Origin of the sequence: Chromobacterium sp. LK1 (genome assembly GCF_001043555.1) — a bacterium.
Lineage (GTDB): Bacteria > Pseudomonadota > Gammaproteobacteria > Burkholderiales > Chromobacteriaceae > Chromobacterium > Chromobacterium aquaticum.
In genome coordinates this window covers 132,518-158,882 of record NZ_LDUI01000003.1, presented here as the reverse complement: position 1 = coordinate 158,882, position 26,365 = coordinate 132,518, and the positions used below count along the sequence as shown (strand labels likewise).

Annotated in this window: 24 protein-coding genes; 13 read left to right on the top strand and 11 right to left on the bottom strand. The window is 62.4% G+C overall.

Annotation, left to right across the window (positions count from 1 at the left end; all coding sequences use genetic code 11):
- From VI26_RS02450 to VI26_RS02425, 6 genes are all read left to right on the top strand, one after another.
- Entirely contained in the window at positions 1-1,098 is a 1,098-nt protein-coding gene (locus VI26_RS02450; protein ID WP_053074186.1) for a ferritin-like protein, read from the top strand.
- A 290-nt stretch (positions 1,099-1,388) separates the two neighbouring features.
- Positions 1,389-2,204, top strand: coding sequence for a TlpA disulfide reductase family protein (locus VI26_RS02445; protein ID WP_048408137.1), 816 nt, complete (start codon positions 1,389-1,391; stop codon positions 2,202-2,204).
- A gap of 2 nt (positions 2,205-2,206) precedes the next feature.
- Positions 2,207-2,956 carry a thiol:disulfide interchange protein DsbG gene (gene dsbG, locus VI26_RS02440; protein ID WP_197081353.1) on the top strand — a complete coding sequence of 250 codons (750 nt, stop codon included), beginning with the start codon at positions 2,207-2,209 and terminating at the stop codon, positions 2,954-2,956.
- Positions 2,957-3,035: 79 nt separating this feature from the next.
- Positions 3,036-3,908: a permease gene (locus tag VI26_RS02435; protein WP_048408135.1), complete on the top strand. Its 873-nt coding sequence runs from the start codon at positions 3,036-3,038 to the stop codon at positions 3,906-3,908.
- Between the two features lie 45 nt (positions 3,909-3,953).
- A complete protein-coding gene (locus VI26_RS02430; protein WP_048408134.1) occupies positions 3,954-4,373 on the top strand; it encodes a lipocalin-like domain-containing protein in 420 nt (139 codons plus the stop codon).
- Positions 4,374-4,414: 41 nt separating this feature from the next.
- Entirely contained in the window at positions 4,415-4,948 is a 534-nt protein-coding gene (locus VI26_RS02425) for a DUF2867 domain-containing protein (protein ID WP_197081352.1), read from the top strand.
- Between the two features lie 102 nt (positions 4,949-5,050).
- Here VI26_RS02425 and VI26_RS02420 read toward each other — a convergent pair whose 3' ends face one another.
- A complete protein-coding gene (locus VI26_RS02420; protein WP_048408206.1) occupies positions 5,051-5,668 on the bottom strand; it encodes a VTT domain-containing protein in 618 nt (205 codons plus the stop codon).
- 237 nt (positions 5,669-5,905) lie between these two features.
- On the opposite strand from VI26_RS02420, the gene VI26_RS02415 reads away from it, so the two are divergent.
- On the top strand, positions 5,906-6,640 hold the full coding sequence (locus VI26_RS02415) for a glycoside hydrolase family 16 protein (RefSeq protein ID WP_048408133.1): 735 nt from the start codon (positions 5,906-5,908) through the stop codon (positions 6,638-6,640).
- A gap of 78 nt (positions 6,641-6,718) precedes the next feature.
- Here the strand turns inward: VI26_RS02415 and VI26_RS02410 are convergent, their stop codons facing one another.
- From VI26_RS02410 to VI26_RS02380, 8 genes are all read right to left on the bottom strand, one after another.
- Complete coding sequence (locus tag VI26_RS02410) at positions 6,719-7,513, bottom strand: N-acetylmuramoyl-L-alanine amidase (protein ID WP_048408132.1); 795 nt, start codon at positions 7,511-7,513, stop codon at positions 6,719-6,721.
- A 330-nt stretch (positions 7,514-7,843) separates the two neighbouring features.
- Positions 7,844-8,713, bottom strand: coding sequence for a hypothetical protein (locus VI26_RS02405; protein ID WP_156183712.1), 870 nt, complete (start codon positions 8,711-8,713; stop codon positions 7,844-7,846).
- 84 nt (positions 8,714-8,797) lie between these two features.
- Positions 8,798-9,772, bottom strand: a complete 975-nt coding sequence (locus VI26_RS24230; protein WP_156183711.1) for a hypothetical protein — start codon at positions 9,770-9,772, stop codon at positions 8,798-8,800.
- A 107-nt stretch (positions 9,773-9,879) separates the two neighbouring features.
- On the bottom strand, positions 9,880-10,557 hold the full coding sequence (locus tag VI26_RS24225) for a hypothetical protein (protein WP_156183710.1): 678 nt from the start codon (positions 10,555-10,557) through the stop codon (positions 9,880-9,882).
- Positions 10,558-10,676: 119 nt separating this feature from the next.
- A complete protein-coding gene (locus VI26_RS02395; protein ID WP_053074185.1) occupies positions 10,677-11,528 on the bottom strand; it encodes a hypothetical protein in 852 nt (283 codons plus the stop codon).
- Between the two features lie 45 nt (positions 11,529-11,573).
- Complete coding sequence (locus VI26_RS23060) at positions 11,574-12,785, bottom strand: hypothetical protein (RefSeq protein WP_053074184.1); 1,212 nt, start codon at positions 12,783-12,785, stop codon at positions 11,574-11,576.
- Positions 12,786-12,914: 129 nt separating this feature from the next.
- The gene (locus VI26_RS23560) at positions 12,915-13,775 is read right to left on the bottom strand and encodes a hypothetical protein (protein ID WP_048408129.1); all 861 of its coding nucleotides are present in this window, start codon (positions 13,773-13,775) and stop codon (positions 12,915-12,917) included.
- Entirely contained in the window at positions 13,772-16,522 is a 2,751-nt protein-coding gene (locus VI26_RS02380) for a type VI secretion system Vgr family protein (RefSeq protein WP_082150840.1), read from the bottom strand. The genes VI26_RS23560 and VI26_RS02380 overlap by 4 nt, the downstream gene beginning before the upstream one ends.
- 424 nt (positions 16,523-16,946) lie before the next feature.
- On the opposite strand from VI26_RS02380, the gene VI26_RS23050 reads away from it, so the two are divergent.
- The 4 genes from VI26_RS23050 (at position 16,947) to VI26_RS02360 (ending at position 21,775) form a co-directional block, all read left to right on the top strand.
- Positions 16,947-17,516 (top strand): fimbrial protein, encoded by a 570-nt coding sequence (locus tag VI26_RS23050; protein WP_053074182.1) that lies wholly within the window; start codon positions 16,947-16,949, stop codon positions 17,514-17,516.
- Positions 17,517-17,579: 63 nt separating this feature from the next.
- The gene (locus VI26_RS02370) at positions 17,580-18,311 is read left to right on the top strand and encodes a molecular chaperone (RefSeq protein WP_048408128.1); all 732 of its coding nucleotides are present in this window, start codon (positions 17,580-17,582) and stop codon (positions 18,309-18,311) included.
- Positions 18,312-18,334: 23 nt separating this feature from the next.
- Positions 18,335-20,749, top strand: coding sequence for a fimbria/pilus outer membrane usher protein (locus VI26_RS02365; protein ID WP_053074181.1), 2,415 nt, complete (start codon positions 18,335-18,337; stop codon positions 20,747-20,749).
- 33 nt (positions 20,750-20,782) lie between these two features.
- Positions 20,783-21,775, top strand: a complete 993-nt coding sequence (locus tag VI26_RS02360) for a fimbrial protein (RefSeq protein ID WP_082150839.1) — start codon at positions 20,783-20,785, stop codon at positions 21,773-21,775.
- A 67-nt stretch (positions 21,776-21,842) separates the two neighbouring features.
- On the opposite strand, the gene VI26_RS02355 is transcribed toward VI26_RS02360, so the two are convergent.
- Together VI26_RS02355 and VI26_RS02350 are read right to left on the bottom strand one after the other, a co-directional pair.
- Positions 21,843-23,561: a nicotinate phosphoribosyltransferase gene (locus VI26_RS02355; RefSeq protein WP_048408126.1), complete on the bottom strand. Its 1,719-nt coding sequence runs from the start codon at positions 23,559-23,561 to the stop codon at positions 21,843-21,845.
- Between the two features lie 26 nt (positions 23,562-23,587).
- Positions 23,588-24,400: a ribose-phosphate pyrophosphokinase-like domain-containing protein gene (locus VI26_RS02350; protein ID WP_048408125.1), complete on the bottom strand. Its 813-nt coding sequence runs from the start codon at positions 24,398-24,400 to the stop codon at positions 23,588-23,590.
- 134 nt (positions 24,401-24,534) lie between these two features.
- Here VI26_RS02350 and VI26_RS02345 point away from each other — a divergent pair, with 134 nt between their 5' ends.
- Together VI26_RS02345 and VI26_RS02340 are read left to right on the top strand one after the other, a co-directional pair.
- Complete coding sequence (locus VI26_RS02345) at positions 24,535-25,233, top strand: NUDIX domain-containing protein (RefSeq protein WP_048408124.1); 699 nt, start codon at positions 24,535-24,537, stop codon at positions 25,231-25,233.
- A 605-nt stretch (positions 25,234-25,838) separates the two neighbouring features.
- On the top strand, positions 25,839-26,165 hold the full coding sequence (locus tag VI26_RS02340; protein WP_048408123.1) for a hypothetical protein: 327 nt from the start codon (positions 25,839-25,841) through the stop codon (positions 26,163-26,165).
- The last annotated feature ends 200 nt before the right edge of the window (positions 26,166-26,365 follow it).

Genomic DNA, 26,365 nt, shown 5'->3' with positions numbered 1-26,365 from the left:
ATGCTGAAGATACGTCAAGAACTCATGACCGAGCTGCGCCAGGCCGAGCACATCCATCATGTGCGAACCATGCTGGCCGGCGCGGTGCGGCTGGAGCTGTCCACCATCCCCACTTATCTGACCGCGCTGTTCTCCATCAAGCCCGGCCAGAACCAGGAGGCGCGCGCGCTGGTGCAGTCAGTGGTGGTGGAGGAAATGCTGCACATGACGCTGGCCGCCAATACCCTGATCGCCATCGGCGGCAATCCGCGCATCATCGAGGACGGCCAGGCGCTCAACTATCCCGGGCCGCTGCCGATGTGCGTGGACACCAGCCTCACCGTCACGCTCAAGGCGCTGAGCCGGCAGCAGGCGCAGGAGGTGTTCATGGAGATAGAGCGCCCGGACACCCAGGCCATCCTGCCCGGCGAAACCCAGGCCTATGTCGACAACCAGCCCGGCTTCGACTCCATCGGCCGCTTCTACCAAGCAATACTGGAGCGGCTGCAGCACCTGGAAAACCACGGCCATGACTGCTTCGCCCAGCCGCGCTTGGACGAACAGGTGGATGTCAGCCAGTGGTTTCCGCACGAGGTGGAAGGCTGTCCGGACGGCAAGGTGCACGACATGGCCAGCGCCCGCGCGGTGATAAACACCATCGTGCGCCAGGGCGAAGGCGTGCAGGTGGAAGACGACTGGATCAACCCCAAGGAAGACGCCGGCGGCGGCTACGCCCACTATTTCAAGTTTGGCGAAATCTACTACGGCAAGCGCCTGGTGCGTGACGACTGCAGCCCCTCCGGCTGGTCCTACACCGGCGAGCCGGTGCCGCTGGACGAAACCGGCGTGTTCAATCTGCTGCCCAATGCCGCGCTCTCCGATTATCCGGCCGGCAGCGGCGCGGCGGTCAGCGGCGCCCAGTTCTACCAGTCTTATCAAAACCTGCTGGCCGCGCTGGACCGCACCTTCAACGGCCAGCCACAGCAGCTGGACGCCGCCATCGGCATCATGTACGAGCTGAAGCTAGTGGCGCAGAAAGTGATGCAGCACCCCGTTGGCACCAGCACGCCGGACGTGGTGGCCGCGCCGCCATTCATGCGCGTGCACCAGGCCAGCTGAACCGCGCTCCGAACCACGGCCCGCCCGGCGCCCGCGCTGAGGCGGGCCGTTTGTCGTCTATACTCCCCCCCTGCCGTCGTCGCCCCCTCCCAGCGCAAGCGGTGAATCTTTTTGAGAAAGCCCAGTCTATTCTGACGTTTAAAACGCCAGTTCCAGCCGCTCGCGCGGCAGAACCCCGCGGCCATGCCGCGGGCACCGCCAGACAGCCGCCCCCTGCCAGCGCCCACCGGGCGCCCGGGCCACGGACGGCCTCCCCGCCGCGCGCCGTCCGCGCGGCACAGGACTAAACCATGCTTGCTTTCAACCTTGGCCCGCTGGCCATTCCCGTCAGCTTCGCCATCACGGCCGCCGCCTGGCTGGCCGCGCACGCCGCCGGCTTTCTCGCCGCGCGCCGCTGGCGCGTCAGCGTGGCGTCTGACCTCAACGACATGCTGCTGTGGGGCTTCGTCGCCTCGCGGGCGGCCTTCGTGCTCTACTGGTTCTCGCTGTACGCCCACCGGCCGCTGGCGATGCTGGACCTGCGCGACGGCGGCTTCCTGCCCTGGGCCGGCATCGCCGCCGCGCTGGCCCTGGCGCTATGGCGCGGTTGGCGCCGCGCCGCCTTGCGCCGACCGCTGGCCATCGCTATCCTGAGCGGCGCGCTGGCCTGGGCCGCAGGCCAGGCGCTGCAACAGGAGCAGACCAAGGCCGCCTTGTCCGCGCGCGTGCTGCCGCAATTGGACGGCGCCCCCGCCTCCTTGCCGGCGCTGGCCGCCGGCAAGCCCGTGGTGCTCAATCTGTGGGCCAGCTGGTGCCCGCCCTGTCTGCGGGAAATGCCGCTGCTGCAACAAGCGCAGCAACAATACACCGGCGTGCGCTTCCTGTTCGCCAACCAGGGCGAGGACGAAGTGCTGGTGCGCCAGTTTTTCCGTAGCCAGCCGCTGCGGCTGCAACACGTGTTGCTGGACCCTGGCGGCGCGCTGGGCCGCGAATATGGCTCGGTGGCGCTGCCCACCACGCTGTTCTTCGACGCCCGCGGCCGCTTGCAAACCGTACACCTGGGCGAACTGTCCGAGGCCACCCTGGCCAGCAAACTGCAACAGTTGGACAGCGCCTCCAAGGAATGACCATGACCGCATCGCTGATCCGCGGCCTGGCGCCGCTGGCGCTATGGCTGAGCCTGAACGCCCACGCCGCTGCGCCCCAAGCCTGGCCGGCGCCCATCCAGGCGCTGGAGGCCCAGGGCTATGAAGTCCTGAGCAGCTTTCCCGGCCCCGCCGGGCTGACCGGCTACGCCGCGCTCTATCTGGGCCGGCCGCAAACCCTTTACCTGACGCCGGACGGCCAGCAAGCCATCGTCGGCAACATCACCGACGCCCATGGCGAAAAATGGCAGCCGGAGCTGCTGGACCGGCAGTTCGGCGCCGCGCTGTGGCGACAGCTGGAAGCCAGCCACTGGATAGCCGACGGCAAGGCCGACGCCGCCAGGGTGGTTTACACCTTCACCGATCCCAACTGCCCGTACTGCCGCCAGTTCTGGCGCGACGCCCGGCCCTGGGTCAATGCCGGCCAGGTTCAGCTGCGCCACATTCCGGTGGGCCTGCTGGCGGCGGACAGCCCGGCCAAGGCCGCCGCCCTCTTGGCCGCGCCGGATCCGGCCGCCGCGCTGGCGCGCCACGAATCCGGCACGCCGGTGCAGCCGCTGGCCAAGCCGCCGGCCGCCGTCAGCGCCAAATTGGCGGCCAATCAGCAATTGATGGAACGGCTGGGCGTGTTCGCCACCCCGGCCTCCTTCTACCGCGATGCCCAAGGCCGCTTGCAGAAAGTCCAGGGCGTGCCCACCGAGGCCACGCTGCAACGGCTGCTCGGTCCACGCTGACACATTCATTCCATTGACATTTCCCGAGAGACGGGCCTAGAGTGCGCCTGCCACCATCCGCCCGTCACAGGAATGCGCAATGCCCCTATCCCTCTTCGCCCCGCTCGCCTATCTGCTGATCGGTCTGGGGCTGGGGCGCGCGCCCTTCGACGTCAAGGCGCGGGCCTCGGCGCTGCTGAGCAAATGGGTGATCCCGCTGGTCATCATCTACAACATCGCCACCCATCGCCCCGGCGTGTTCGCGGTCATGGCCGGCATCGCCGCCATCATGGCGCTGCTCTTGCTGCTGGGACGCCGCATCAGCCGCGACCCGGTGCACAATCTGTGTTTCTGCTATCTGAATATCGGCTGGCTGGGACTGCCGGTGGCCAGCGCGCTGTTTGGCGACGGCGCCGCCATGGTCATCATCGCCGCCTATGTCGGCAGTTCCTTGTTTGGCAACGCCATCGGCGTGGGCCTGCTGGCCCAGGGCCAGCACTGGCGCGCGCGGCTGCGCCAGACGCTGCAGGCGCCACCGGTGTGGGCGCTGCTGGTCGGCCTCGCCTGCCTGCCCTTGGGGCCGGCGCTGGAACACTACGCGCGGCCTGGCTACGAAGCGCTGAAATGGCTGATGAGTTTCCTGGGAATGGCGATTCTGGGCATCTGGCTCTCCGGCGCCCGGCTCCGGCTGGCGGACTTCAAACTGGCGCTGCGCAACTTCGCCGCGCGCGCCGTGGCGCTGGCCCTGCTGCTCAGCCTGTTCATCCTGCTGTGCGGCCGCTTCGACATCGCGCTGGTGACGGAAAACCGGCCTACCCTCTATCTGCTGTGCCTGCTGCCGCCGGCGGCCAACATCATCGTGCTGGAAACCCATTACCTGAAAAGCGGCCGCTCGGCCGGGCCCATCGCCTGCGGCACCTGCGTCAGCCTGCTGGCCATCGGCGTGTATGTGGCGGTGATGCTGACGCACTAACAGCCTGTCCAAAGTCTCGCGAGCAAGAGCGAGAAAGGAGATGCCATGCCTGATATCCAAGCCCAGCCCTTGTCCGGATGGTGGCGGATTGTGTCTTTTCAGCTTGAGTTCCAGGACACAGGCGAGTGCGTGGACACTTACGGCCGCGCGCCGCTCGGCTATATCGTCATAGAACGCGACAGGATCATGTCGATACTCACCTCCCAAGAACGTCCGAATCATGATCCGGCAGCCCTTTTCGAGGCGATGATAGCTTATTCCGGTCTGTGCCGTGTTGAGGGTGAGGACAAACTCATCATCCAGGTCGACACCGCTTGGCATCCCGCCTGGGTCGGCACCGAGCAACGGAGGTTCTTCAGGCTAGACCGCGACGTCCTGTCGATTGCGACTGCGTGGCAGACGCATCCATCGTTCCCGGGGCGGACGGCTCGCGGCGTGTTGATGGCGCGGAAAAGCAAGGTCTAGCGCAGACTCGCGCCAAACCCAAACCGTAGGGAGATGAGTTGATGAACCATATCCATAAGGCGCATGCGATACCCGTGCCATCCGACAGTACCCTGGCGCCGCTTTACAAGGGCGCGGATCTGGTAGACGCGTATGCGATTCAGTTACCGGCGGGGGCCAGCGACGATATCGAAGTATTGGCCCGCGCGGGCTTCGAGCAGCAGGCGTGGTGGATTCGCGCGCTGACGCGGGCGCGCGACATGATCATGGCGCCAGTCGGCGTCAAATCGTCTCGTGCGGTGGGTATTGCCGCGGCGGCGCAGGGGACGGTGATCGGCTTCTTTCCACTGCAGTCCAAGAGTTTGGAGGAACTGGTAATGGGCGCGGATGATCGTCATCTCGACTTCCGGCTCGCGATCCAGCAGCGCGCTGGCGCGGCAGGCAGCAGGGAACTCGTCGTGGTATCCGTCGTGCATTGCCATAACTTACTGGGACGGATATACCTCGCGGCCATCACACCGTTCCACCGCGTGATCGCGCGGGCTAGCCTGGAGCAGGCGGCAAGGCGTGTTGCACCGCGCGCATCGCTCATCTAAGAGCCTGTCCAAGTCTCGCGAGCAAAAGCGAGATCGCCAAACACAGCGCATTAACAACGCCCCGCTCTTGCTCGCCTGATCCTGAACCGCTTGCAAACAGCGTCAGCCCGCCAAGCGGCTGCGCCGCCACTGCCACAAGGGCGGCAACAACAGCAGCGCCACCATGCCCAGCACCAGCCACAGCATATTGTCCTGCACCCAGGGAATGCCGCCCAGCCAATACCCCATGGACACCAACCCGCCGCACCAGATCACCGCGCCCAGCACGTTGTAGCAGGCGAAACGGCGCGGGCACATGCCGGACAGCCCGGCCAGAAACGGCGCCACCGTGCGCACGATGGGCACGAAGCGGCCGATGGTGATGGTGGGCGCGCCGTAACGATCGAAAAAGGCCTGGGTCTTGGCCAAATGCTGCGGCTTGACCCAGCCGCGCCGGATCAGCGTCTGCCCCAGCGCGGAACGGCCTATGCTGTAATTCAGCAGATCGCCCAGAATGGCCGCCAGCGTGATCACGCCCATCGGCCACCACGGCGACACCCCCTGCGCGCCCAGCAAGGCGCCGGTGGCGAACAGCAGGCCGTCGCCGGGCAGGAAGGGCAATACCACCAGGCCGGTTTCGCAAAACACGATGGCGGCCACTATCCACACCCCCAGCACCCAGTTCTGCGCCAGCAGCGACATCAGATTCTCATCGCCAAACAACCAGCTCAGAAACCCCATGGTCAACACAATCGCACTCCTCGCATGATGAACGCCGCCGCTGCAAGACCTGCCCCGCAGAGCCTTGGCTTGACGCTACCTAAAGCTTGACCGCGCCGGCGGGTCAATGGTTCAGACGCGCGCGCGGCCTGTTCCTTGTATTTACCCACCGGAAAATCATTTGGCATTATATTCCAAGCAGACTGTCCCGCCAGCGCAAGCGCCTGGTCACGGCCAGGCCACCGATAAAGGAAAACCATGCCCCGACTTTACTGCCTGCTCATCGCCGCCGCCCTGGCCGCCTCCGGCCTGGCCCAGGCCAAGACCCTGAATTTCTCCGGCTACGCCTGGGAAGTCCGCAACCAGATCCAAAGCGGCCCCGGCCCCAACGACTGGGACGAGAACAACGCCTGGGTGGACGCCCAGGGCCGGCTCCACCTGAAGATCGCCCAACGCGGCGGCAAGTGGAGCAGCTCCGAGGTCTACCTGCCTCAGCGGCTGGGCTTTGGCCGCTACCAGTTCAAGCTGATAGGCCGGCCGGACCTGTTCGACGACAACATCGTGCTGGGCCTGTTCAACTACCCAACGCCGGACGTGGGCCCGGACGCCAGCAATGAAATCGACATCGAATTCGCCCGCTGGGGCAATCGGCAAAACCCGATGGGCAACTACACCGTCTACCCGGCCGTGCCCGGCCCCAAGCCCACCTCCTACGCCTTTGAACCGCACCTCAACGGCGACTACAGCACCCACCGCTTCAACTGGAGCGCCAGCCGTGTGCTCTACCAATCGCTGCACGGCCATCAGGACGGCGACCAGTACGAAATGGCGCGCTGGAACTTCGCCCCGGCGGACCCCACGCGCCTGGTGCCGCAGCAGCCGCTGCCGCCGCACATCAATCTATGGCTGTTCCAGGGACGGCCGCCCAAGGACGGCAAGGAAGTGGAGATCGTGATCCAGGAGTTCTCCTTCATCCCGGCCGCCGCCAAATAAGCGCACGGCGGCGCTTTTCACGGTGAAAACAGCAAAACCCGGCCAGGCGGCCGGGTTTCGCGTTGCGGACAAACAGCGTCAAAGCTTGATCAGGGCCAGACGCTTGGGCCAATAACGCTCCAGCAAGGCAAACAGAATGGCCGCGGTCTCCACGTCCAGCGCGCCGCTGTAATCGCCGGCGCGGAAATGCATCTGGAAGGCGCGCACCAGGGCGGAGAAGCCGGCGTCGCCGCCCGCCGCCGTCACCTCGTAGCCGTAATGCTTGAACGCCTCCAGCATCTTCTCCCGGCCGGGCAAGCCCTGCTGCTGGAACTGCTCTGTGTATTTGCGCTGCGTCTCCGCCTCCGGCCAGGCGCCCACGCCGGCCTGGTGCAGCTCCCGCCACGGGAACATCGGCCCCGGATCGCTTTTGCGGCCCACGGCGATGTCGGAATGGCCCAGCACGTTCACCGGACTGATGTCCGGATAGCGCGCCAAGATGTTCCGCGCCAATTCCGTCACCGCCTCCACCTGCTGCGGGTGATAGGGCGGAAACACCATGCCGCTCTTCTCCTCCCGCGCCAGATTGACGATTTCCACGCCGATGGACGAATCGTTCAGATTGCTGCGGCCATCCCAGGCACTGGCGCCGGCATGCCAGGCGCGGTCGTTCTCGTCCACCAGATTGAACAGATTCATCTGCTTGAAGCCGGCCTGCAGATAGCTGGGATCGCAAGGGTCCGGCGCCAGATAATGCGCGCTCACCTGACCGGAGCCGGTCAGCGCCTTGACGGAGCCGGCGAAGTCCAGCGCGGTGTAATGCAGGATCAGGAAACGGACGCGTTTGTTGAAGCCTTGGACCGAGCGATAGGTATTGAACAGGATGGGCGTCATGAAGAATCTCCAGGAGGGGAATGGGAAGGGATGCGGCCGGCCAGACAGCCGGCACATAGAGTCTGTGTCCCCCCGGCCGCAGGGGTTCGCCGGGGGTGACGGGCGTCACCCCCGCCAAGACGGCGCATGAACCTGATATTTTCGGTGGAATACCCGCCACAACCAAACCATACCAGCCATCGCCTAGATTACGATGACGGCGACACGGAGATGCATCACTCGCGCCTCACACCGTGGTCGGCTCTTTCAAAACCCCGCCACTTAAGCATAGCGGTGGCATAGACAAACCATTAAACAATGACCTAACCAACAAGCCAACAGATATAAGTTCTACTTCCCAGCAGACCCAGCTGGCAAAGGTGGACCCTGATAATCTTCATCAATAACCACACCCTGCGCACGCAATTTAGCCTCTTTTATATTGCGTTCCTGCTTCCATTTCCGTGCAGCTGCATCCCATAGATTACGCCAATGATCACGCTCTTCAAATTCAAAATTTGAGCTAAATTGCTGCTCAGCACTGCTTATGCTGACGTTCAACAAATAAGCGCCAGGCTTGGCAGGGTCCATGCGTTGCACATCCCGATCGAACTCCAGACTCAGAAAAGCATCCTCTGCATAGAAGCTCCAACGGGTTCTAGCCGGCATCGCCATCCATTCCGTCAATGACAACTCATAGTCAGGGTCTAATGCCCCATGCTTCTGTACAGCGTACTCATAAGCCGCTTTGCCGTTCAAACGTGGGTCCGTCTCTTCGATATACTTCTGCCAGCCTGCGGCGCGAATTGATTTGACCAAACTCCATACATAACGCCTTGCCGCGTCATGCTCTATCAGCGGCTGAGAAGACAAACCGGCACTGAGCTGTATGCTGTCAATACCCTCTTTTCGCCCTCTATCTTGCGTGCCCGTCACACTAAGCACATGGGCAATTTCCAAACTATGCCCCTGATGCTCCAATCTCACCGTAACGGACGCCTTGGATCTGAGGGGCTGCATTTTATAAAACCTAAGACCAGCAGGCTGCTCAGCAACATGAACAATAGCGCTGTATTTCTTTTGCCACTGCTCTCCAGTTTCCCCCAGCGCAAGCACTACTCTTTCCGGATACGTCGATTGATCAGGCTGTCTGCCTATTGCGAAGTAGATGGCAATCGCTGTGCAGCTAATCAACGCTGAAGCCAAAATAAATTTTTTCACTCCACGCCCGTTAATAGATAGGCAACTTGTCATTTCTCTACTATCCCGAGCCAATAGCCATGTCACTGCTCAATGGAGTCCTATTTATTCCGCCTGCCGATACCAGACCGTTTCCCCATATTGAGAATCAGGAAACACCGGCATGGCCTCACCTGCCGTAAAGCTGCGACACGCATCAGGCCTAGCTGGCGTCCACCAGACACCGGCATGAGGGCACGCTTGTCCACCCTCAACCCGCCCACTGCTTGGCTGGTTTTTAGGGTAGAAACCTTCGGGGGGAACCTCAAGGAATTGCTTGGGGATACGCCGAACCAGCGTCCAGCGGGATGGATACACATCCTGCTCATCATCCCACCAGCCCTCTTCATCCTTGCTTAGGCCCTGACGCACCGAAATACCCGGCTCTTCTGGCCACCATCGCCCTGGGTGCAGAAACTGCGCAGCCGTATTTTTGGAGTCCGGCAAATAAACACCGCACTCCTTGACCTGATCGCCAGGACCAATCACGACTGAATGGTCCAATTCATAAACTGGAATCTGTTTAGGAAGGCGGATATTCGTTCCACCTAAGACTCCACTGGGATCACTAAAATCACAATGCCTGCTTAAGCTTCCTTCCTGCCATTCCCCACCAATAGTTGCACCGATAACCTTATCTAATGCAATCGCCTTGAACAAAACATCCCAAAACATTGTTCCCAGTGGCTCAGGCATCCAACTGGCATCAAACTCACTGATATTCTTGTTGATGCTACGACCATGAGTTCCAACGAAGCCACGAAAGGCTTGAGGATCGCCATGGCTTCGTAAAATGCAACCTTCGATCAGACCATCCAGGCTGGAACGTAGATTGGGTAACACGAGACCTCCCCACACGACATCGGGCTGCTCGCTAGTATGGCGCCGCCGTAAATCGGCAGGCAGATTTTGCATGAACTCGTCCAGACATTGCTCGCCAAATCGCACGGCCTCGCGCATTGCGTCACGTGCATTGCAGAAGTGCTCGAATGAAACGAGGTATTCCAGCAAATAAACTTCCTGTGGCTGCAACGGGGGCATGACCAAGATCCTTTACACCTCGAGAACGGAACACAGCCAGGCGCAGCAGAGAAGAGCCAAGCATTCTAATCTATTCCCCTCTGCGAGACAGGCTACCGCCAAGCATGTTAGGGATAAAAACCGTTAGGAGGAACTTGGAAAAATTGGCTTTCTACACGCCGCACCAAGGTCCAAGTCGGCACCACCTGCCTCTCCAGCTGCCAATCGCCGAATTGATCCCGTTGCAGACCTTGATGTACCGATATCTCCCCCATACCCCGCACATTCAGTAAGTCAAGTTTCAACTGATTGGTGCGATAGGGATGCAGAAACTGAGCGCAAGCATGATCCACATCCGGCAGGTAAACACCGGGGATTTCCACCTTATCGCCAGGCCTCACCACCACACTGCCATCCAGTTCATAAGCGGGAATGGCTGGAGGCAGATCCAATGGCCCCCAGTTCAGCTCATCGTAGCGAAAGGACAAATCTCCCTCCTCCCAACGGCCCTCGCAAGTTCTGTTGAAATTCATATCCAGCCTGCTAGCTCTACTTTCAAAATCGCCGATGCGTTCCAACTCATTCTGATCCATCCAACCGTGCCAGTATTCGTTGCCACCACGTAAAGCCCCACGAACACCACCACCCCCACGAAACACATTGGCATCATCATGGGCCCGCTCGATATAGGTGTTCATCAAGTTTTGCAACGTTGCTCGATAGTTAGGCAGTAGAACAGTCCCCCAGGTCACATCTGGTTGTTCAGATAAATGTTTTGAACGCAAAGTGGCCGGAGCGGTATTCATATACCGCTCCAGCGCCTGCTCATGCGAATAAACAACCTGTCTCCAGGCGTCGCAAAGCTCGCCTATGTACTCCAACGACACAAAACGTTCTAGCAGAAAACACTCTTGTGGATGAAGTGTCACCACAGGTCACCTAGCAGTACCAATGGATACCACACTGCCTCCTCCATGGTGCTGATTGCCTCCTCAGAGGTATAAGCATCAAGGTCAGGCTCCTCACCCATCTCGCGAAGATAATTGACGATGTTACCGTCCACTTGCTTTTCTAAATGGAAGCGGAACAAAGGGGGCATTAACCTCCCTTGCTGGACAAACTCAATATGCAGATGCTCCAGCCCTTCGTTCAGCACTTGCTTGGGCACCCACACGCCATTACGGGGGCAGATCTCCCCGGTTTTGCAACTGAGCGAGTAATCAAGCTCATATTTGGGATACGCCTCTGGAACGGGGATCAAGCCGTGAGCCTGCCAGAAATCCAGGCCATAGGAGGCTCCTTTGGCAAACCCTTCATTCCGGCCTACGCAATTGGTTTGCTCATCCCCCCACAACTTACCGTGCCAATAGGCGTTGCCCAGTGCTTGCGCGCCCACGCAGCAAAGGCGGGACATGTGTTCAAGGGCCGTATTCCATGCTCGGTCTTCCGCGCGAGTGCGCCAACCATATATATTCTGCTCCGCCAAGCCCCTGAAATCGCGGTTAGTATCTGACAGCTGGCCATACATCGGCATGTAGTCCCCATAGCGCACAAACTCAATGCGACGACGGATTTCTTCAGCATGATTCAGATAGCGCGACACCCAACCATCCAGATTACCGATGCCATGGCCGTCGTGTTTGGTCAACAGGCGATTGAATAGGTCCGCAAAGTCTTCGGTCGCCTGAGCGCAAGCTTCGTAGTAGGGGATGGAAGTGACGTAGTTCAGAAACCACGCTTCACGGTTAAGCTCTCTCATTGCTTGGGTGATTAGCATATGGATGGTGAACCGGACGTCACGGCATCATCCTTACCGCCACAGCTACAAGCTACGCCAATACAACGAATGCGTCTGGTATTTCCAGATACGATTGCTCTCCGCCTCATAGAACCAGGCAAACGCGGAACCGTCATTGGTTTCACTCCATTTGCGGCCTCCATCGGTGCTGGTCAAGGTGATCGAATCCCGCATCGCCTGGCCTGGCTGCTGGCTGTCTCCCGCCAGCACCAGCTGATTCTGTTTGCCGACAAACAAGGCGCCGGGAATCACATGCGGCTCGAAGCCATGGCGCAGCACCTCCTCGCCCTGTTTCCACAACACATAGGCCGCCGGCCGCAATTGTTCCTCCGCCACCTTCTCCGGCTGCAACTGACCTTGCAAGGCAATCAAATGCAGGCCGCCGCCCAAGGCCGGCTTGATGTCAACAATGGACTGCTGCTTGAACACCGCCTCCGGACGCATCCATTTCAACGGCAGATCCTCCGCCTTGACATCCCAAGGCAAGCTATAAAGCAAGGCGCTTTCCTCCACCGTGCCGAAGCGGCCGCCCAAGCGCGCCTGCCGCACATAGAACGACAGACGCAAGGTGCCGTCCTCCGCCAGGTCGAACGCGTCAAAGCGGGCACGGGTGTCCGGCACCATGGGCGACAAACCATTGCCGTCCGGATTGGCCATCAGCCGCTGATTGGCCCAGGACGGCATCGGCAAGGCCTCCCAATGCTCGCCGCCGTCGCGGGTGCGCCAGATACGCATCCCTTCCGCCACCAGATAACCACGTTTGCCGTCGTCCAAGAACAGCGGCTGGCCAGGCTGGATACGTTCCGGCCATGGCAACTGCCGCCAGTTGACACCACCATCCTCGGACTTCCACAAAGTGTGCCAGCTTTGACCATAGCCGTCGGCTCCCGCCGGCAGCTTGAAATTCATCCAGTCCGTGGAGACATAGATGGTTTTCCAATCGGCGGACAACCACCAGGCTCCATTCTGCCCGCGCTGCTCGAAAATGCGCTTGACCCCGTGTTCCATATCACCGCGCAGCAGCCTGACCGTGGAGCGGTTGCTAACCTCCTTGACGTCATTCATCCAGGTTTCCTGCACCTCCGGCACCCCAGGCCGACTACGCTCGGCCACAGGCTTGAACTTGATCTCTGGACCAATCGGCTTAAAAATGATGAGTTGCCGACCCTGGACGCGCAGATCGCCGCCGCCGTACGGCTTGTCTTGTTCCATCACGTCGGTTTCGTAATTCCACATACTAAATGCCTTATAAAGTCCATATGCAGCGGAGCTGAGTACCAATACCGCTCCTATTACAAACACAATCCATTTAGCCGCCAAGCGCAACCGGCTCCCAAGCGACGGCGACAAGATAGTCTTGGCCATTTACTTAAATACCGACGTTAAACGCTTGAGAGCCGAATCCACCATATCTTGACCTGCTTGCTTCCCATTTTTGATCCAGTCATTGCCAACCTCCATGCCACTGTCTATCGCTTGCCGCCAGGTATCTTTATCCAGCCATTCTTCGATGTTTGGCTGGCCACAGATCAAGGCCAGGTCCATCACCGGCAAGTCGGCCAAGCCCGCATCCAAGTAGGCAGGCACATGGGTATCAAAAGCAAAGCGTTTGAATTTAGAGTTATCTATTTCCAGTCCTTTTTTAGGCACTGTTGATGCGACAGAACGATTGGGATAGCGCTTACAAGGAATAGACAGCGTATTACCCACCATATTATCACTCAAGCCTTTTTCCATATTCTTCTGCAAGAACCAACGACCATTTTCCAACCACTCCTGACCAGCAGGACTTAAGCGAGGAAAAAGTTTCTTCCCGTAGTTTGAACAGTAATAGTAGCCGTAGCTTACATAATAGTCGGGGGGCGTATGTTCACATCCAATGTGTCTCATCATAAAGCTGGCGTGGCGCGACCAATTATCGTTCGAGCTATTTGCCAATATCAGCTTGTCTCGGTTCCTCAGCAGCTTAGCCGCAACAATCATGTCATTCCATGGATTCCATCTGCTGGCCCAAGCTGACAATGCCTTCAATGAGGTGACCCCAGATTTCTTAACATACTCTTCATGTAGAGGACGATAGTAAAACTCGCAGTGCCCAATAATACTCTCTGCTGCCGGAGGTACATCTATATCGCAAACCCGATGCCGGACTTCAGGCCTGTTCTTGTCTGAATCCGTGGTGTGTATGCTTTGAGATCGGGTCAGTACTTGATTATCATTGCTCATCGCACATCTTTCAGAATTTCAATGATGATGCCATCGGGAACTTTACTAGTGGCAAGCCCTGTCTCTCCTAGCTCATTGCTAATGCCCTCCATAATGACTTTCCCATCTGGCATTTTTAAACGGTAGGGCACTTTGCTGGCAGGCAAATCAATTCCATCCCATTTGATCTTGAAAGCCTGGTCAAACTGGCCTTTCATCGCAGGAAAGTCCTGTGCAGCTTGCGTCAAACTTGTTGGCCCGCTCATCTGATGGCTGGCGCCCTTCACCGACACCTTGCCGGGGCAATGCAGTTCGATATTGCCGCCGGCGATGCGGATGTAAGCGCCTCCGCTGACGTTGAGCAGGATTTCCTGTTTGGCCGCCACGGTAATTCTTTCCTTGCAGGCGGTGACGGTCACGTCCTTGTCCGCGGTGACTTCTATGCTGTCGCTCTGCGCTTGAATCTGCACCTTGCCCTTGGCGGCAATCAGCTTCAGCGCGATCTGGTCCTTGATCCCGGCGACGAACAGGCTGATGTGCTGGCCCACGTTATGCAGCCAGCGCCGGCCGCTGGTCTGGTTAGTGTCGCGCTGCGCCACCAGGTCCAGGTTGGTGCCTGCCGCCACGGTCTGGCTTTGCTGGCTCAGGCTGGCGATGCCGGCCGGGGCCGATAGCACGATCAGCGGTTGTTGACCGGCTTGGTCCTTGGCGGTTTTGCCATCCTTGTCGGTGTTGCTGCCGGCTTCCCAGGCTTTCAAGGCGGCGGCTTGATGCTGCAGATGGCCTTCGGTTTTCTTGGCGGCCTTGGCGTTGTCCGGGCCGATTTCCTCCGGCCCGGTTTCCATGGTGTCGGCCTGCTGGCCGCTGGCGGTGTCGGCCAGGCTTTGGCTCAGGGCCAGGGCCGCATCGAGCTGGCTTTGCGCCTGTTCGCGCGCCAGTTGTTTGCCAGACGCGCCGTTCTGCGCTTCGGTGCTCAGCAGCAGGCCGTGGCCGGCGCGGATCGCGCCGTGATTGTCGGTGCGTAGTTCAAAGCCGTCGCCGCGCGGTTCGGCCTTGCCATTGCTGCGCGGCTGGGTGAGGAAGCCCTGGTTGAGTTGGGTTTTGCCCGGTTCGCTCGATAGCTTGGCGCGGACTTCGCCCGGGGTGTCGTCGAACAGCAGTTCGTTGTACTGGCCGCCCTGGTGTTCCTTGGATTTGATGCCGGACAGGGTTTTATTCGCCGGCAGCGCGCCGGCGCCGCTGAAGTCCGGGGTGGCGTGGCTGCCGTTGTAGAGCACGCCGGTAATCACCGGGCGGTCGATATCGCCTTCGATGAAGTCGACCAGCACTTCCTGGCCGATGCGCGGGATGAATTGATGGCCCCAGCCGGCGCCGGCGCTGGGCATCACCACCCGCAGCCAGCAGGAGGATTTGTCGTCCATGCCCGCACCAATGCTGGGGTGTTCGTCCGGCCGCTGCCAGTGGAACTGCACCTTGATGCGGCCGTGCTGGTCGGTGTGCACCTCTTCGCCCTGGGGGCCGACCACGGTGGCAGTCTGCACGCCGCGAGACTTGGGCTTGGCCAGTTCGGTGTGGGCGTAGGCCGGGGTCAGCGGCACGCCGCGGCGCTGGGCGTCGAAGTCGGTGCGGAACGGTTGCGCGTCTTGCTCTCCCGCCAGCGCCTTCAGATCCGCCGGCAGGTTGTTGCGCGCGCTCAGGGTTTGGCGGGTGACGACGAATTCGCGCTGTTCGCTGCTGTCGCCGTCGTGGGCCGGGTGGTCGTCGAGGCGGAACCACTGGCCGGCGGCCAGGCCGCGCACCGAGCCGCCGCCGCTGAATTGCTTGGCCTTGAGGTCGTGCGCTTGCTGGCGCAGCTGGGCGTAGTGGCTGAGCTGGTCGGCGTCGGCGGCGTAGTACAGCGATTGCGGGTCGTAGTCGTGCAGGGAGGATTGCAAGGCCTTGCCGTTCTGGCCCTGGTCGATGCGGCTGTCGTCGCCGCTGTGCTGGGTGCTGACGGGTTGGTAGTCGAAGCTGGCCAGCGCCACCGCGGCGGGGACGATCTGGCGCTGGGCGTTCCACTCGGTCAGGCCGTCTTCGGCCTCGGTGGCGTCGCTGCGGTGGAAGCGCACTCGTTCCACGCTGGCCGGCGGCAGGCTATAGGGGTCGTCGAAGGCGACCAGTTGCACCTGGGGGCTGTCGCCATCGACATGATCGAAACGCCAGGCATAGCCCTCTTCGTGCAACAGCCGCACGATGAAGTCGTAATCGGATTCGCGGTATTGCAGGCAGTAGCTGCGCGGCGACGCCGCGCCGGTCTTGAAATCCAGCGTCTGCACCCGGGCGAACACCGGGTTGGCTTGCTGATGCTCGGCCAGGATCTGTTTGACGATGTCCGGCACCGACAGGTCCTGGAACACCCGTGAACTTATACGGTGCCGCAGCAAGGCGAACGGTGGCTCGATGGTCAGCTGATAACGGCTGAAGCCGCCATCCGAGCCCAGGCTCTGCACCTTGGACACCACGCCGCAGCGCAGGCTCTCCGCGCCGGCGGCATCCAGGATGCCGAGGCGGGCCGGCAGGCCGAGCAGGGTCTTGAGTTCGATCGCGCCGTCCGGAGACAGACAGGTCAGTTGGTAGGCGTAAGGCCGCGACACGCCTTCCTCGCCGGCCAGGCTCAGCGGCAGCAGTTGCTCGGCCGCCACGCTGCCGTCGCCCAGGCTGAGGGTGAGCAGGCGCTGGTCTTGGTTGAAGGCGGAGGCGAAGCTGGCGAGCAGGGTGCTGAGGTCCACGGGGCGGTCCTTCGAACTATCCAAAATCAAAACACCCCCAAACCGGCCTTATGCAAAGCCCCCATGGCGACGAGCTTCAACCTGGTCTGCGGATGGGGGCCGTGAGGCGTAATGAGGGTGGAGATGACAAAATTTGAGCCAAAATATTTTAGATAACCGGTACTTAGCGGGCAATCCAAGAAAATTGCCATTTTCACAAAACTGGCCAAAAGGACAGGTTTAAACTCTTATCAATCAACCAAAGCAGCTTAAACCTCGTTTGCCGACATTAAAAAGTCAAAACAAGAAAAGTTATGGCTTGATAAGAAAAGGTAAGAGGCATTCAAGGCCACGCTAAAGACCTGAATTGAATGTGTTTTTATCATGCCGTCTCCACTCAAGGCCCAGGCCAAGCACCTGCGCGCCGCAACCACTGGAGACCACCATGAAACAAAAGCACGCCCTCCTCACCCTGGCGGCCGTCTTTGCCGCCGCGCTTCCGCTGGCGTCTCAGGCCGCCACCGTCACCCGAACCGGCACCATCAAGTTCACTGGCAAAGTCACTGCGCCCAGTTGCTCGGTAAACGGCAGCACAGCGATGGCGATTCCCGCTATTAATGTCACTCTGGACGAGATCTCCATGGACAAGGTGCAAGCCTTGGCGATCAAACCCAGCCATCCCAAAACGCACTCGATAACAATTGCCTGCAAGGGCGCTACAAATTTGATCGTGTCCCTCAAGGCTCTAAACGGCACCAACACGCTCACAGGCCAAACCAACATCCTGAAGAACACCGCCAGCGGCTCGCCGGCGACTGGCGTTGGCATCGCGCTGTATCAGACGGGGAAGGCAACAAGCTATGACCTTGTGTCTGGAGAACTGCTGAACAAGCCCTCTCCAAGCACAAGCGAAACCATCACGTTTGATGCCGCTTACGTTAAGGACCCGGCAGTTACCCCGATAACCGCCGGCCCCGTACAAGCCGACCTCCCCTTCGAACTGAGCTACGACTAAGCCCTCGCCTCTTCAACCTACAGCGGCGGGCTTCCCGCCGTTGTCTATTTTCAGGGCCCCATCATGAAAACCCTGCTGCAAGCCGCTGGCTTGGCGGCCTGGCTCGCCATGTCCCACGCCGACGCCGGCATCAGCCTCAACGGCACCCGCGTCATTTTCGACGGCGCGCACCAGGAAGCCGCCGTCACCGTGCGCAACCACGGCGCGGACATCCTGGTGCAATCCTGGCTGGAAGCGCTGGACGGCGACAAGGCCGAACTGCCCTTCGCCATCACCCCGCCGCTGACGCGGCTGCCGGCCGGGCAGGAGCAATTGCTGCGCATCCTCTACGCCGGCGCCGGCGCGGCCGATCAACAGGAAACCGCCTTCTGGCTCAATGTGCAGGAAATCCCGCAGGCCGCCGGGCAGGGCAATGTGCTGCAACTGGCGGTGCGACAGCGCGTCAAGGTGTTCTACCGCCCGCCGGGCCTGGACGGCGACGCGCTGCAAGCGCCGGAACGCCTGCGCTGGCGGCTGCGGCGCGAGCGCGGCAACAGCTGGCTGCAAGCGGACAACCCCAGCCGCTACCACGTGACCGTGACCGGCCTGACCCTGCTCTCCGGAGGAAAATCCAAGGACATCAGCCGCGCCCGGATGCTGGCGCCCGGCGCCGACGGACAATGGCCGCTGCCCGCCGACGCCGCAAACGACGCGCGCTTGCGCTACCAGATCATCAACGACTTTGGCGCCAGCCAGGCTTTTGAAGCCCGGCTGCAAGGCGCGGCGCCCGTCCAGCCGCGCCGGTTGGAGCCCTGAGCCGGCCGCCGGACCGCAAGGCGATGAGAAGCAAGCCGCTGACGCCCCCTGCCCGCCGCAGCGCCGCGACCCCGCTGGCCTGCGCCTGCTGGCTGACCGCCTGCGCGCAGGCGCTGGCGGCGGACGCGCCCGTCTTCAATACCCGCTTTCTGAAACTGGACGGGCAAGCGGCGGATCTCAAAGCGGTGCTGAGCGCCGGCAACGACATCCTGCCCGGCAGCTATCGCGTGGACATCCTGCTCAACCGCCAGTTGGCCGACCGCCGCGACGTCCTTTTTCGCCAAGAAAGGGACAGCAAAGTGCGTCCCTGCCTGGACGCCGCGCTGCTGCGCAAGCTGGGCGTCAAGCTGCCGCCGTCCAGCGCCGGCGACGAGGCCTGCGTGGACCTGCCCCGACGCCTGGAGCATGCGCAAGTACGCTACGACTCCACCCGGCTGCAACTTGAGCTTTCCGTGCCGCAAGCCCATCTGCTGCGTCGCGCCGACGGCTATGTCGACCCCTCGCTATGGGACGCCGGCGTCAACGCCGCTTACGCCAATTATCAATTCAGCAGCCAATACAGCCGTGGCCAGGACGGCCGCGCCAACCGCCAGTGGTATCTCGGCCTGCAAAACGGGCTCAATCTGGGCGACTGGCGCTTGCGCAACGACGCCACCCTCAGCGGGAATACCGGCCAAGCGACAGAAATACGCAGCAAGCGCACCCTGCTGCAGCGCGACATCACCGCGCTGCGCAGCCAGCTGGCGCTGGGTGAGCAATACACCGACGCCATGCTGTTCGACAGCGTACGCATCCGTGGCGCGCAACTGAGCCAGGACGAGGCCATGCTGCCGGACAGCGAGCGCGGCTACCGCCCGGTGGTCCGCGGCCAGGCGCGGAGCCAGGCCACGGTGGAAGTGCGCCAGAACGGCTATGTGCTGCACCGCGCCGATGTGCCGCCCGGCCCCTTCGAATTCAGCGACATCGCCCCCTCCGGCTCCAACGGCGAACTGGAAATCACGGTGACCGAAGCCGACGGCAGCCGCCGCGTCAGCCATCAAAGCTTCTCCAGCCTGCCGCTGATGCAGGCCCGAGGCCGCTGGAAATATCACGCCGCGCTGGGTCAGTACCAGGGCGGCGAAGCGGCCCGTCCCGCGCTGGCCGCCGGCGCGCTGGTTTACGGCCTCAGCGACGACGGCACCGTGGCCGCCGGCTTCCAGCTTTCGCCGCGCTTCCAGGCCGTCAAGCTGGGCCTGGGCGCCAACACCCCGCTGGGCGCGCTGTCGCTGGACCTGAGCCAATCCCTCAGCCGCGCCCAAGGCAGCGGCAGCCAGGGGCAAAGCCTGCGCCTGCTGTACCACAAGGCCCTGCCCCGTACCCAGACCCAACTCACCCTGGCCGCTTACCGCTACTCCACCGCCGGCTACCGCAGCTTCAACGATCACGCGGCAGACCTGGCCCAGCGCCCGAACCAACACCGCGCGCGCGCGCGGATGGACCTCAGCGCCCAGCAGGCGCTGGGCCGCGAAGGCCGCCGCGGCAGCCTTTATCTCAGCCTCAGCCGACAGAATGATTGGGGCCGGCCCGGCGCCAGCCACAGCCTCAACCTGGCTTACAGCCACCGCTGGAAACAATTCCATTACCACCTCAGCCTTAGCCGGAGCCGCGACGGCCGCGGTCAAGGCGACAGCCAGATCATGCTGGGCTTCAGCCTGCCGCTGGACAGCGGGCGACACGCCCCGCAGCTCAGCGCCCAGCTTGGCCGCAACGCCCTGCATACCAGCCTCAGCGGCCAGTTGGGCGAGGCCGACAGCTACACCGTCTCCGTGAGCCGCGACAGCCAGGGCGACGCCAGCCTAAGCGCCAGCGGCGTCCATCAAGGCGATGTCGCGCAGCTGAGCGCCGCCTATAGCGCCGCCCGCGGCCATCAATCCGCCAGCCTGGGCGCCAGCGGCGCCATCGTCGTCCACGGCGGCGGCGTCAACCTCAGCCGCGCCGTCGGCGACACCTTCGCCCTGCTGCAAGTGGACGGCGCCGCCGGCCTGGGCGGCAACGGCTACAGCGTGCGCGCCGACGCCCAGCCTTATCGCGCCAACAGCCTGAGCCTGGACAGCCGCAAGCTGGGCGCCGCGCTGGAACTGGAGGATGGCGTCAAGCAAGTGGTGCCGCGCCGCGGCGCGGTGGTGAAGGCCGTGTTCAAGGCGCGCAGCGGCCGACGCGTTCAATTCAGCCTGCGCCGCCGCGACGGCAGCGCGGCGCCGTTTGGCGCCAGCGTGGAGGATGGTGCCGGCCGGCCCTTGGGCATCGTAGACCCGCAAGGCCGGACACTGCTCTTGCTCACGCAGCCGCAAGACCTGCTGACCGTGAAATGGAGCGACGGCGGCTGCAGCGCCCGCTATCGGCTGCCTCCCGCCAAGCCCGGGCGTCATTACCAGCGGCTAGAGCTGCCTTGCCACTAAGCGCCGCGCTTAATCAAAGAAAAGGATACCCAAATGCTCACACCGCCTACCCGCCGCCCGCTGCTGGCCTGCCTCGTCTTGCTATTGGCGCTGGGGAGTTGCAGCCGCCCAAGCCATGCCGATTGCAAAGTGGTTTCAAGCACCCTCACCCAGGCGCTCCCCGATCCCTTGGTGATTCCATACCTGGCGCCCGCCGGACACCTGATCGCCAGGGAAGTGATGCAAACCACGATTACATGCGACAGAACCAATGCCAACGGCCAACGCAACTGGTACGCCTTTTTGTCCTATGGCAATACCGACAACGACAGCACATCCCTGACAGGCGTCAGGAAAACCCAAACATCCGGCATCGGTATTCGCTGGATAAACAGCAATACCCACTCCGGAAAGTCGCAGACCTTTAGCACCACAAGGCTGAACAATGGCCGCACCAATCTGCGCGGCATGCCCTTGAATGGCACCGTCACCATTACCGACACTATCGAACTGGTCAAAACCGGCCCGGTGACCTCCGGTCGGCTCAATCCGGAGAGCTATGCCGTCAACTACAAGAACAAGAAAGGCAGCGACCACGGCAGCCCGCTCTATACCTACTCCTTCAATCAGCCCGCCATCAGGGTGATAGGCTGCTCGTTCAAAAACGCCGGCCAAACCGTCCGCCTGCCCGACGTCAGCACTCGCGACTTCGCCGGCACCGGCCGCGCCGGCGATAAGCGGTTCAACATCGATCTGGACTGCGCGCCCGGCACCAGCGTCAGCGCCAAGCTGAGCGACGCCAACGCGCCAGGGAACACCGGCACGCTACTGAGCATTACCGGCGGGCCTGACAGCGCCCAGGGCATTGGGTTGGAGCTGCAGCGCCAGGGCGAAACCGGCGCCTATATGCTGGGCACCGAGTTCACCAGCCTGGCGGCCAGGCAACAGCACGCGCTGCCCATGGTGGTGCGCTACGCCGTCAACGGCGCCCCCATCCAACCCGGCGAGGTCAACGCCGCCGCCACCGTGGAACTGAGCTTTAATTGAGCCCCGACAATGCAATAAGGCCGGGCATGACGCCCGGCCTTAGAACCTGTTCAAAACCTACTGCGCCTCAGTCCTCCACGCCCCAGCGGATGCTGCCCGGTTCCGGGCATTGCCAGGAAGCCATCAGCCGCTGCCGGATCTCCGCCAGCGATTGCCGCGCCAGCAAGCGGCCGTCGCGGAATACCGACCGCAATTCGCCGCCCTCCGCCTGCTCCGCCGTCTGCTGCTGGTGCAGCACGTAATGATCGCCCTCGCGCTCCACCCGCAGCAGGCCCTTGGCGGATTTCTTGGTGCCGTCGTCCGTGGCCGGGTCCTTGTAGATATCCACCGCCTCGCCGTCCACTTCCGCGTAAATCGCCTTCAGCGCATAGCCGAAGGTGTCCCGCGAATTCATGCCGTAGACAAAGCTGCCGATGCCGAACACCACATTGCCGGAGGCAAAGCCCTTGGCCGCCAGCCGGCGCAGGATGGCGCGCGCGCGCGGCAAGGTGATGGAGTCGCCGTAGATCAGGCCCACATGGCTGTCCAGCAGCCGGTAGCCGGCGTCGCTGACCGTGCCGCCGTAAATCTCCCACAAGCACTCCACCGCACCCTTGCGTTCCGCCTCCGTCACCCGCTGGCCGTCGCTCAGCGCCGTGTACGCGCCGTTCGCGTCCCGCGCCGGCTGGCCGTCGACGCGGACCAGTTCCTCGTCGCGGTAGCCGGTGAGGATTTTCACCGGATCGCCGGAATCCGGGCGGAACACCACCTTGGCGTTGCCCAGCGCGTCCGGACCTCGCGCCAGGATGTCGCCCTTCAGCTCACGGGCAATCACCGTGACCACGTTCCAGAAATCAAAGGTATCGCTGACGATGGACACCATGCCCCGCGGATAGTCCTGGCTGACGAACTCTCGCACCACCTCACGCTCCGCCAGCCGGCGCAGCGCCGCCTCCTCCAGCCCGGCGTGGGCCGGGTCGCGGCGCAGCCGCTGCAGCGTCAGCAGGATGCGCAGCGCCATCACGCTGTGCTCCGACGCCGGAATGGAGCCGCCCACCAGTTCCCGCTCCGCGTCCGCGTCGTAGAAGTCCTCCAGGTAGTCCAGCGCCGGAATGGTGTCGGTGCCGGTGAAGGACAGCAGATGGCCGGCGCCGCAGCGCATGGCGTCGTGCACCCCGCTCATGCCGCGCATGGAAAAATCGTGGCCCTGCCAATTGACGAATTCCGGCGCGCTGCCGGTGAGGCGGGCGAAGTAATCCAGCAGCTTGCGGAATTCAAACGCGATGGTGGCCACGGTGGACGGCTTCCAGGATTCGCAGCTGAACAGGGTTTCAAAATAGGTGGCCACCCAGGGGAAATCCGGATACGTGTTGCTGAAGATCACCGGCGGCACCTTGATGTCCACCCGCGCGCCTTCCGGCAGGGAGCGGATTTCCAGCGGCAAATAACCGAGCGCGTGCAGCGCCTCCAGCCGGCCGGCGGACACCGCGCCGGCGCCCAGCGCCGTGTCCATGCGGCGCTGGTATTTGCGCACCGCCTTGTCCCGCGGCTGGCGGAAGAACTCTTGGTCGAACAGATCGATCAGGTATTGCTGGATGAAGCCCTGCAGGCCGAACCATACCACCTTGTCGTCGAACAGCTCCGGCAGCACCGGCGCGTACTTGGCCGAACGCGGAGTGAAATTGGCCACCAGCTTGGTGGTGGCCGCCGGGTACATCGACGGATGGCCGGTCTTGTAGAAGTCCGCCAGATTGAACGGCTGCAACTGGTTCAGTTCACGGGCCAGGGGGCGAATGGGGGCGTTCATGATGTATTCCCTATTTAATGTGTGAGTCAAACCAGCTGGCAGCGGGCATCCGCCGTCCAGTCGTTACGGCTGAACACCTGCTGGTAATGTTCCAGCAGCGGTTCCAGGCCATGGCTGAAAATACCGTGGGTCACGTACAGGTGCAGCGGCGCGTCCAGGCCCTGCTCCCGCTGGCGAGCGCGCAGCGCCTTGGCCAGCTCGGTGAAGGTGCGGCCGCCGTCGCAGATATCGTCCACCACCAATAGCGGCAGCGCCGGCAAGGGGCCGGCCACCTGGGTGCCGCTGATGCGGCCGCTTTGGGTGTCCCTCACCTTGTCCGCCAGCACCGCCTCGCAGCCCAGCTCCCGCGCCAGCTTCAGCACCCGCTTGCGCGCGCCGGCGTCCGGCGCCACCAGCGCCGCCGGGCCTACTTGCTCCAGCACTCGGCGCAGCGCCGGCAGCGGATCTTCCACTTCCACCCGGTCCAGCAGCGCGGTCACCACATCGCTGTGCGGGTCCTGGATCACCACCCGGCTGTAGCCCTGGGCATTGATCAATTGGCAAAACACCTTGGCGCTCAAGGCCTCGCCCGGGTTGGCCACCCGGTCCTGGCGCGCATACGGCACATAGGGCAGATGCAGGGCCAGCGGGCGCCCCGGATAAGCGCGGCGCAGCGCGTCGCTCAGCATCAGCAAGCTCATCACCGCCTGCGCGTCCGGCAGATGGGCGTGCAAGCGCAAGGCCTGCGCCGGCGCGTCCACTTCCACCGACACCTGCACTTCCCCACCGGGGAACACCATGCTGTGAAAGGCCAGCGGCTGGCTGCCGCCGTGCTGCGAATCCGCGAAAATCTTGAACATGATGCTGACTCCTGCGCTGCGTTGACTTACTTAGTTGATAATTTCAACTAACATGCGCACAGTATAAATTCACTTAGTTGAGTTTTGCAACTATCTGACGGAAAATATCGGCAAAGCCAAACCGGAGACCGCTCATGAGCCCCTCGCGCCCCGCGCCCGCCGTCAGCGTGGACATTGTCCTGCTCACCTTGGGCGACACCGGCCTGCAAGTGGCGCTGCACCGCCGCGACCACGCCCCCTGCCAACACCAGCTGGCGCTGCCCGGCGGCTATGTGCATGTGGACGAGGACGATAGCTGCGAAGCCACCGCCAAGCGCGTGCTGCGCGACAAGACCGGGCTGGAGCCGCGCTACCTGGAGCAGCTGCGCACTTTCGCCGGCCCGCGGCGCGATCCGCGCGGCTGGTCGGTGGCCGTCTCCCACGTGGCGCTGATCCCGCTGCAGCAACTGCGGGACGCCGGCGACGGCGTATTCCACTTCTACGATGTGGACCAACTGCCGGAGCTGGCCTTCGACCACGCCGAGCAAGTGCAGGAAGCGGTGCAACGGGTGCGCAACAAGGCCAGCTATTCCACCCTGCCTTGCTGGCTGCTGCCCGAGCGCTTCACCCTCACCCAGCTGCAACACACTTACGAGCAGATTTTTGGCGAAACCGTGTCCCGCGGCACCTTCCGCTCGCGGCTGGGCATCAAGGTGGCGGACGCCAAGCCCGGCGAATACGCGGACGAGGCCACCCTCCTGGAAGCCACCGAAGAATTCCTGGGTGGCAAACAGCGCCCGGCGCGGCTGTTCCGCATCAACCGGCTCAGCCTGTTCAAGCGCGCGCGCTGGTGACACGGCGGCCGCTCCTCTGAGAACCTGTTAAAAGTCTCGCGAGCAAGAGCGAGACAAGGCGAAAACGAGCGAAAAAGCGGAATGTACTCGTGGTACATGAGCATTTCGAAGGTGTACTCACCGTGTGACGTCCCACGACGCGTGGCAGATCGTGAACAGGTTCTGAACTTGCGCCACACCTGGCGCAGCGGGCCGCGCGCAGCCTTGCATCTGCCCCCTCCCTCCGGCCCTCCCCATGCGAAGACCGCTGGCGGTTCCCCGCCGCCTTGACGCCCGGGACCGTCCCCCTTACTTTCGCCCATGCGCTGCGCCCAATAACGCAGCCTGGGCTTGGAGGCCCAGCGCGTGTATATCCAGACAAATCGCTTGGCGGCGATTTGTCATGTCCATGCGTCCGCCGCAATCGGGTGGGCGCATGGCATCGAGTCCTCCGGGGCTGCCGCTGATATACCGGTCCTCCAACTTTGTCATGCGCCTGCCCACGCCTTCCATGCGTGACGCGCAGGCATCCCTGAAGCGATGTAAGCGGAGGCCATAATGAATATATTGAATTTCTACCGGCGACACCCCGGCGTTGCCCGCCCCACGGCGATGGAGAGCGAGCCATGAGCATCATCACCGCCAGCCCCCGGCCGTCACCGCTGCGGCAAATGCACGAGCAGATCAAGCAGCTGCGCATCGTCACCGCCGGCCAGGGCAATCTCTACGCCCTGGTCAAAACCCTGGAGCAGCACTATCTGCAAACCGATGCAGGCCTGACCCGCGGCATTGTGCATATCCACACCGCCAACCAGAGCCTGCACGCGATGTTGGCGCTGCTGCTGAACTGCCCGGAGGAGCAGCAAGTCAATTGCAAGCAGATCGTGACCTTGCTGGAGCCGATACACCAGGAACTGCAGGCCGGTTTCACGCAGATGTCGGAAGCGATGTAAACGTGACAACGCCGCAGCGGGGAGGCTGCGGCGTTGCGAGGGCTTGGTGCCTGACGGCGCAGGCGCTAGCCCCTCAGAACCTGTTTACGATCTGCTGCGCGTCGGCGGGATGGATAGAAATGGGCGTTGAAACCAAGTTCAAAATGCTCATGTACCACCTGTACACTCCGCTTCTTCGCTCGGTTTCGCCTTGTCTCGCC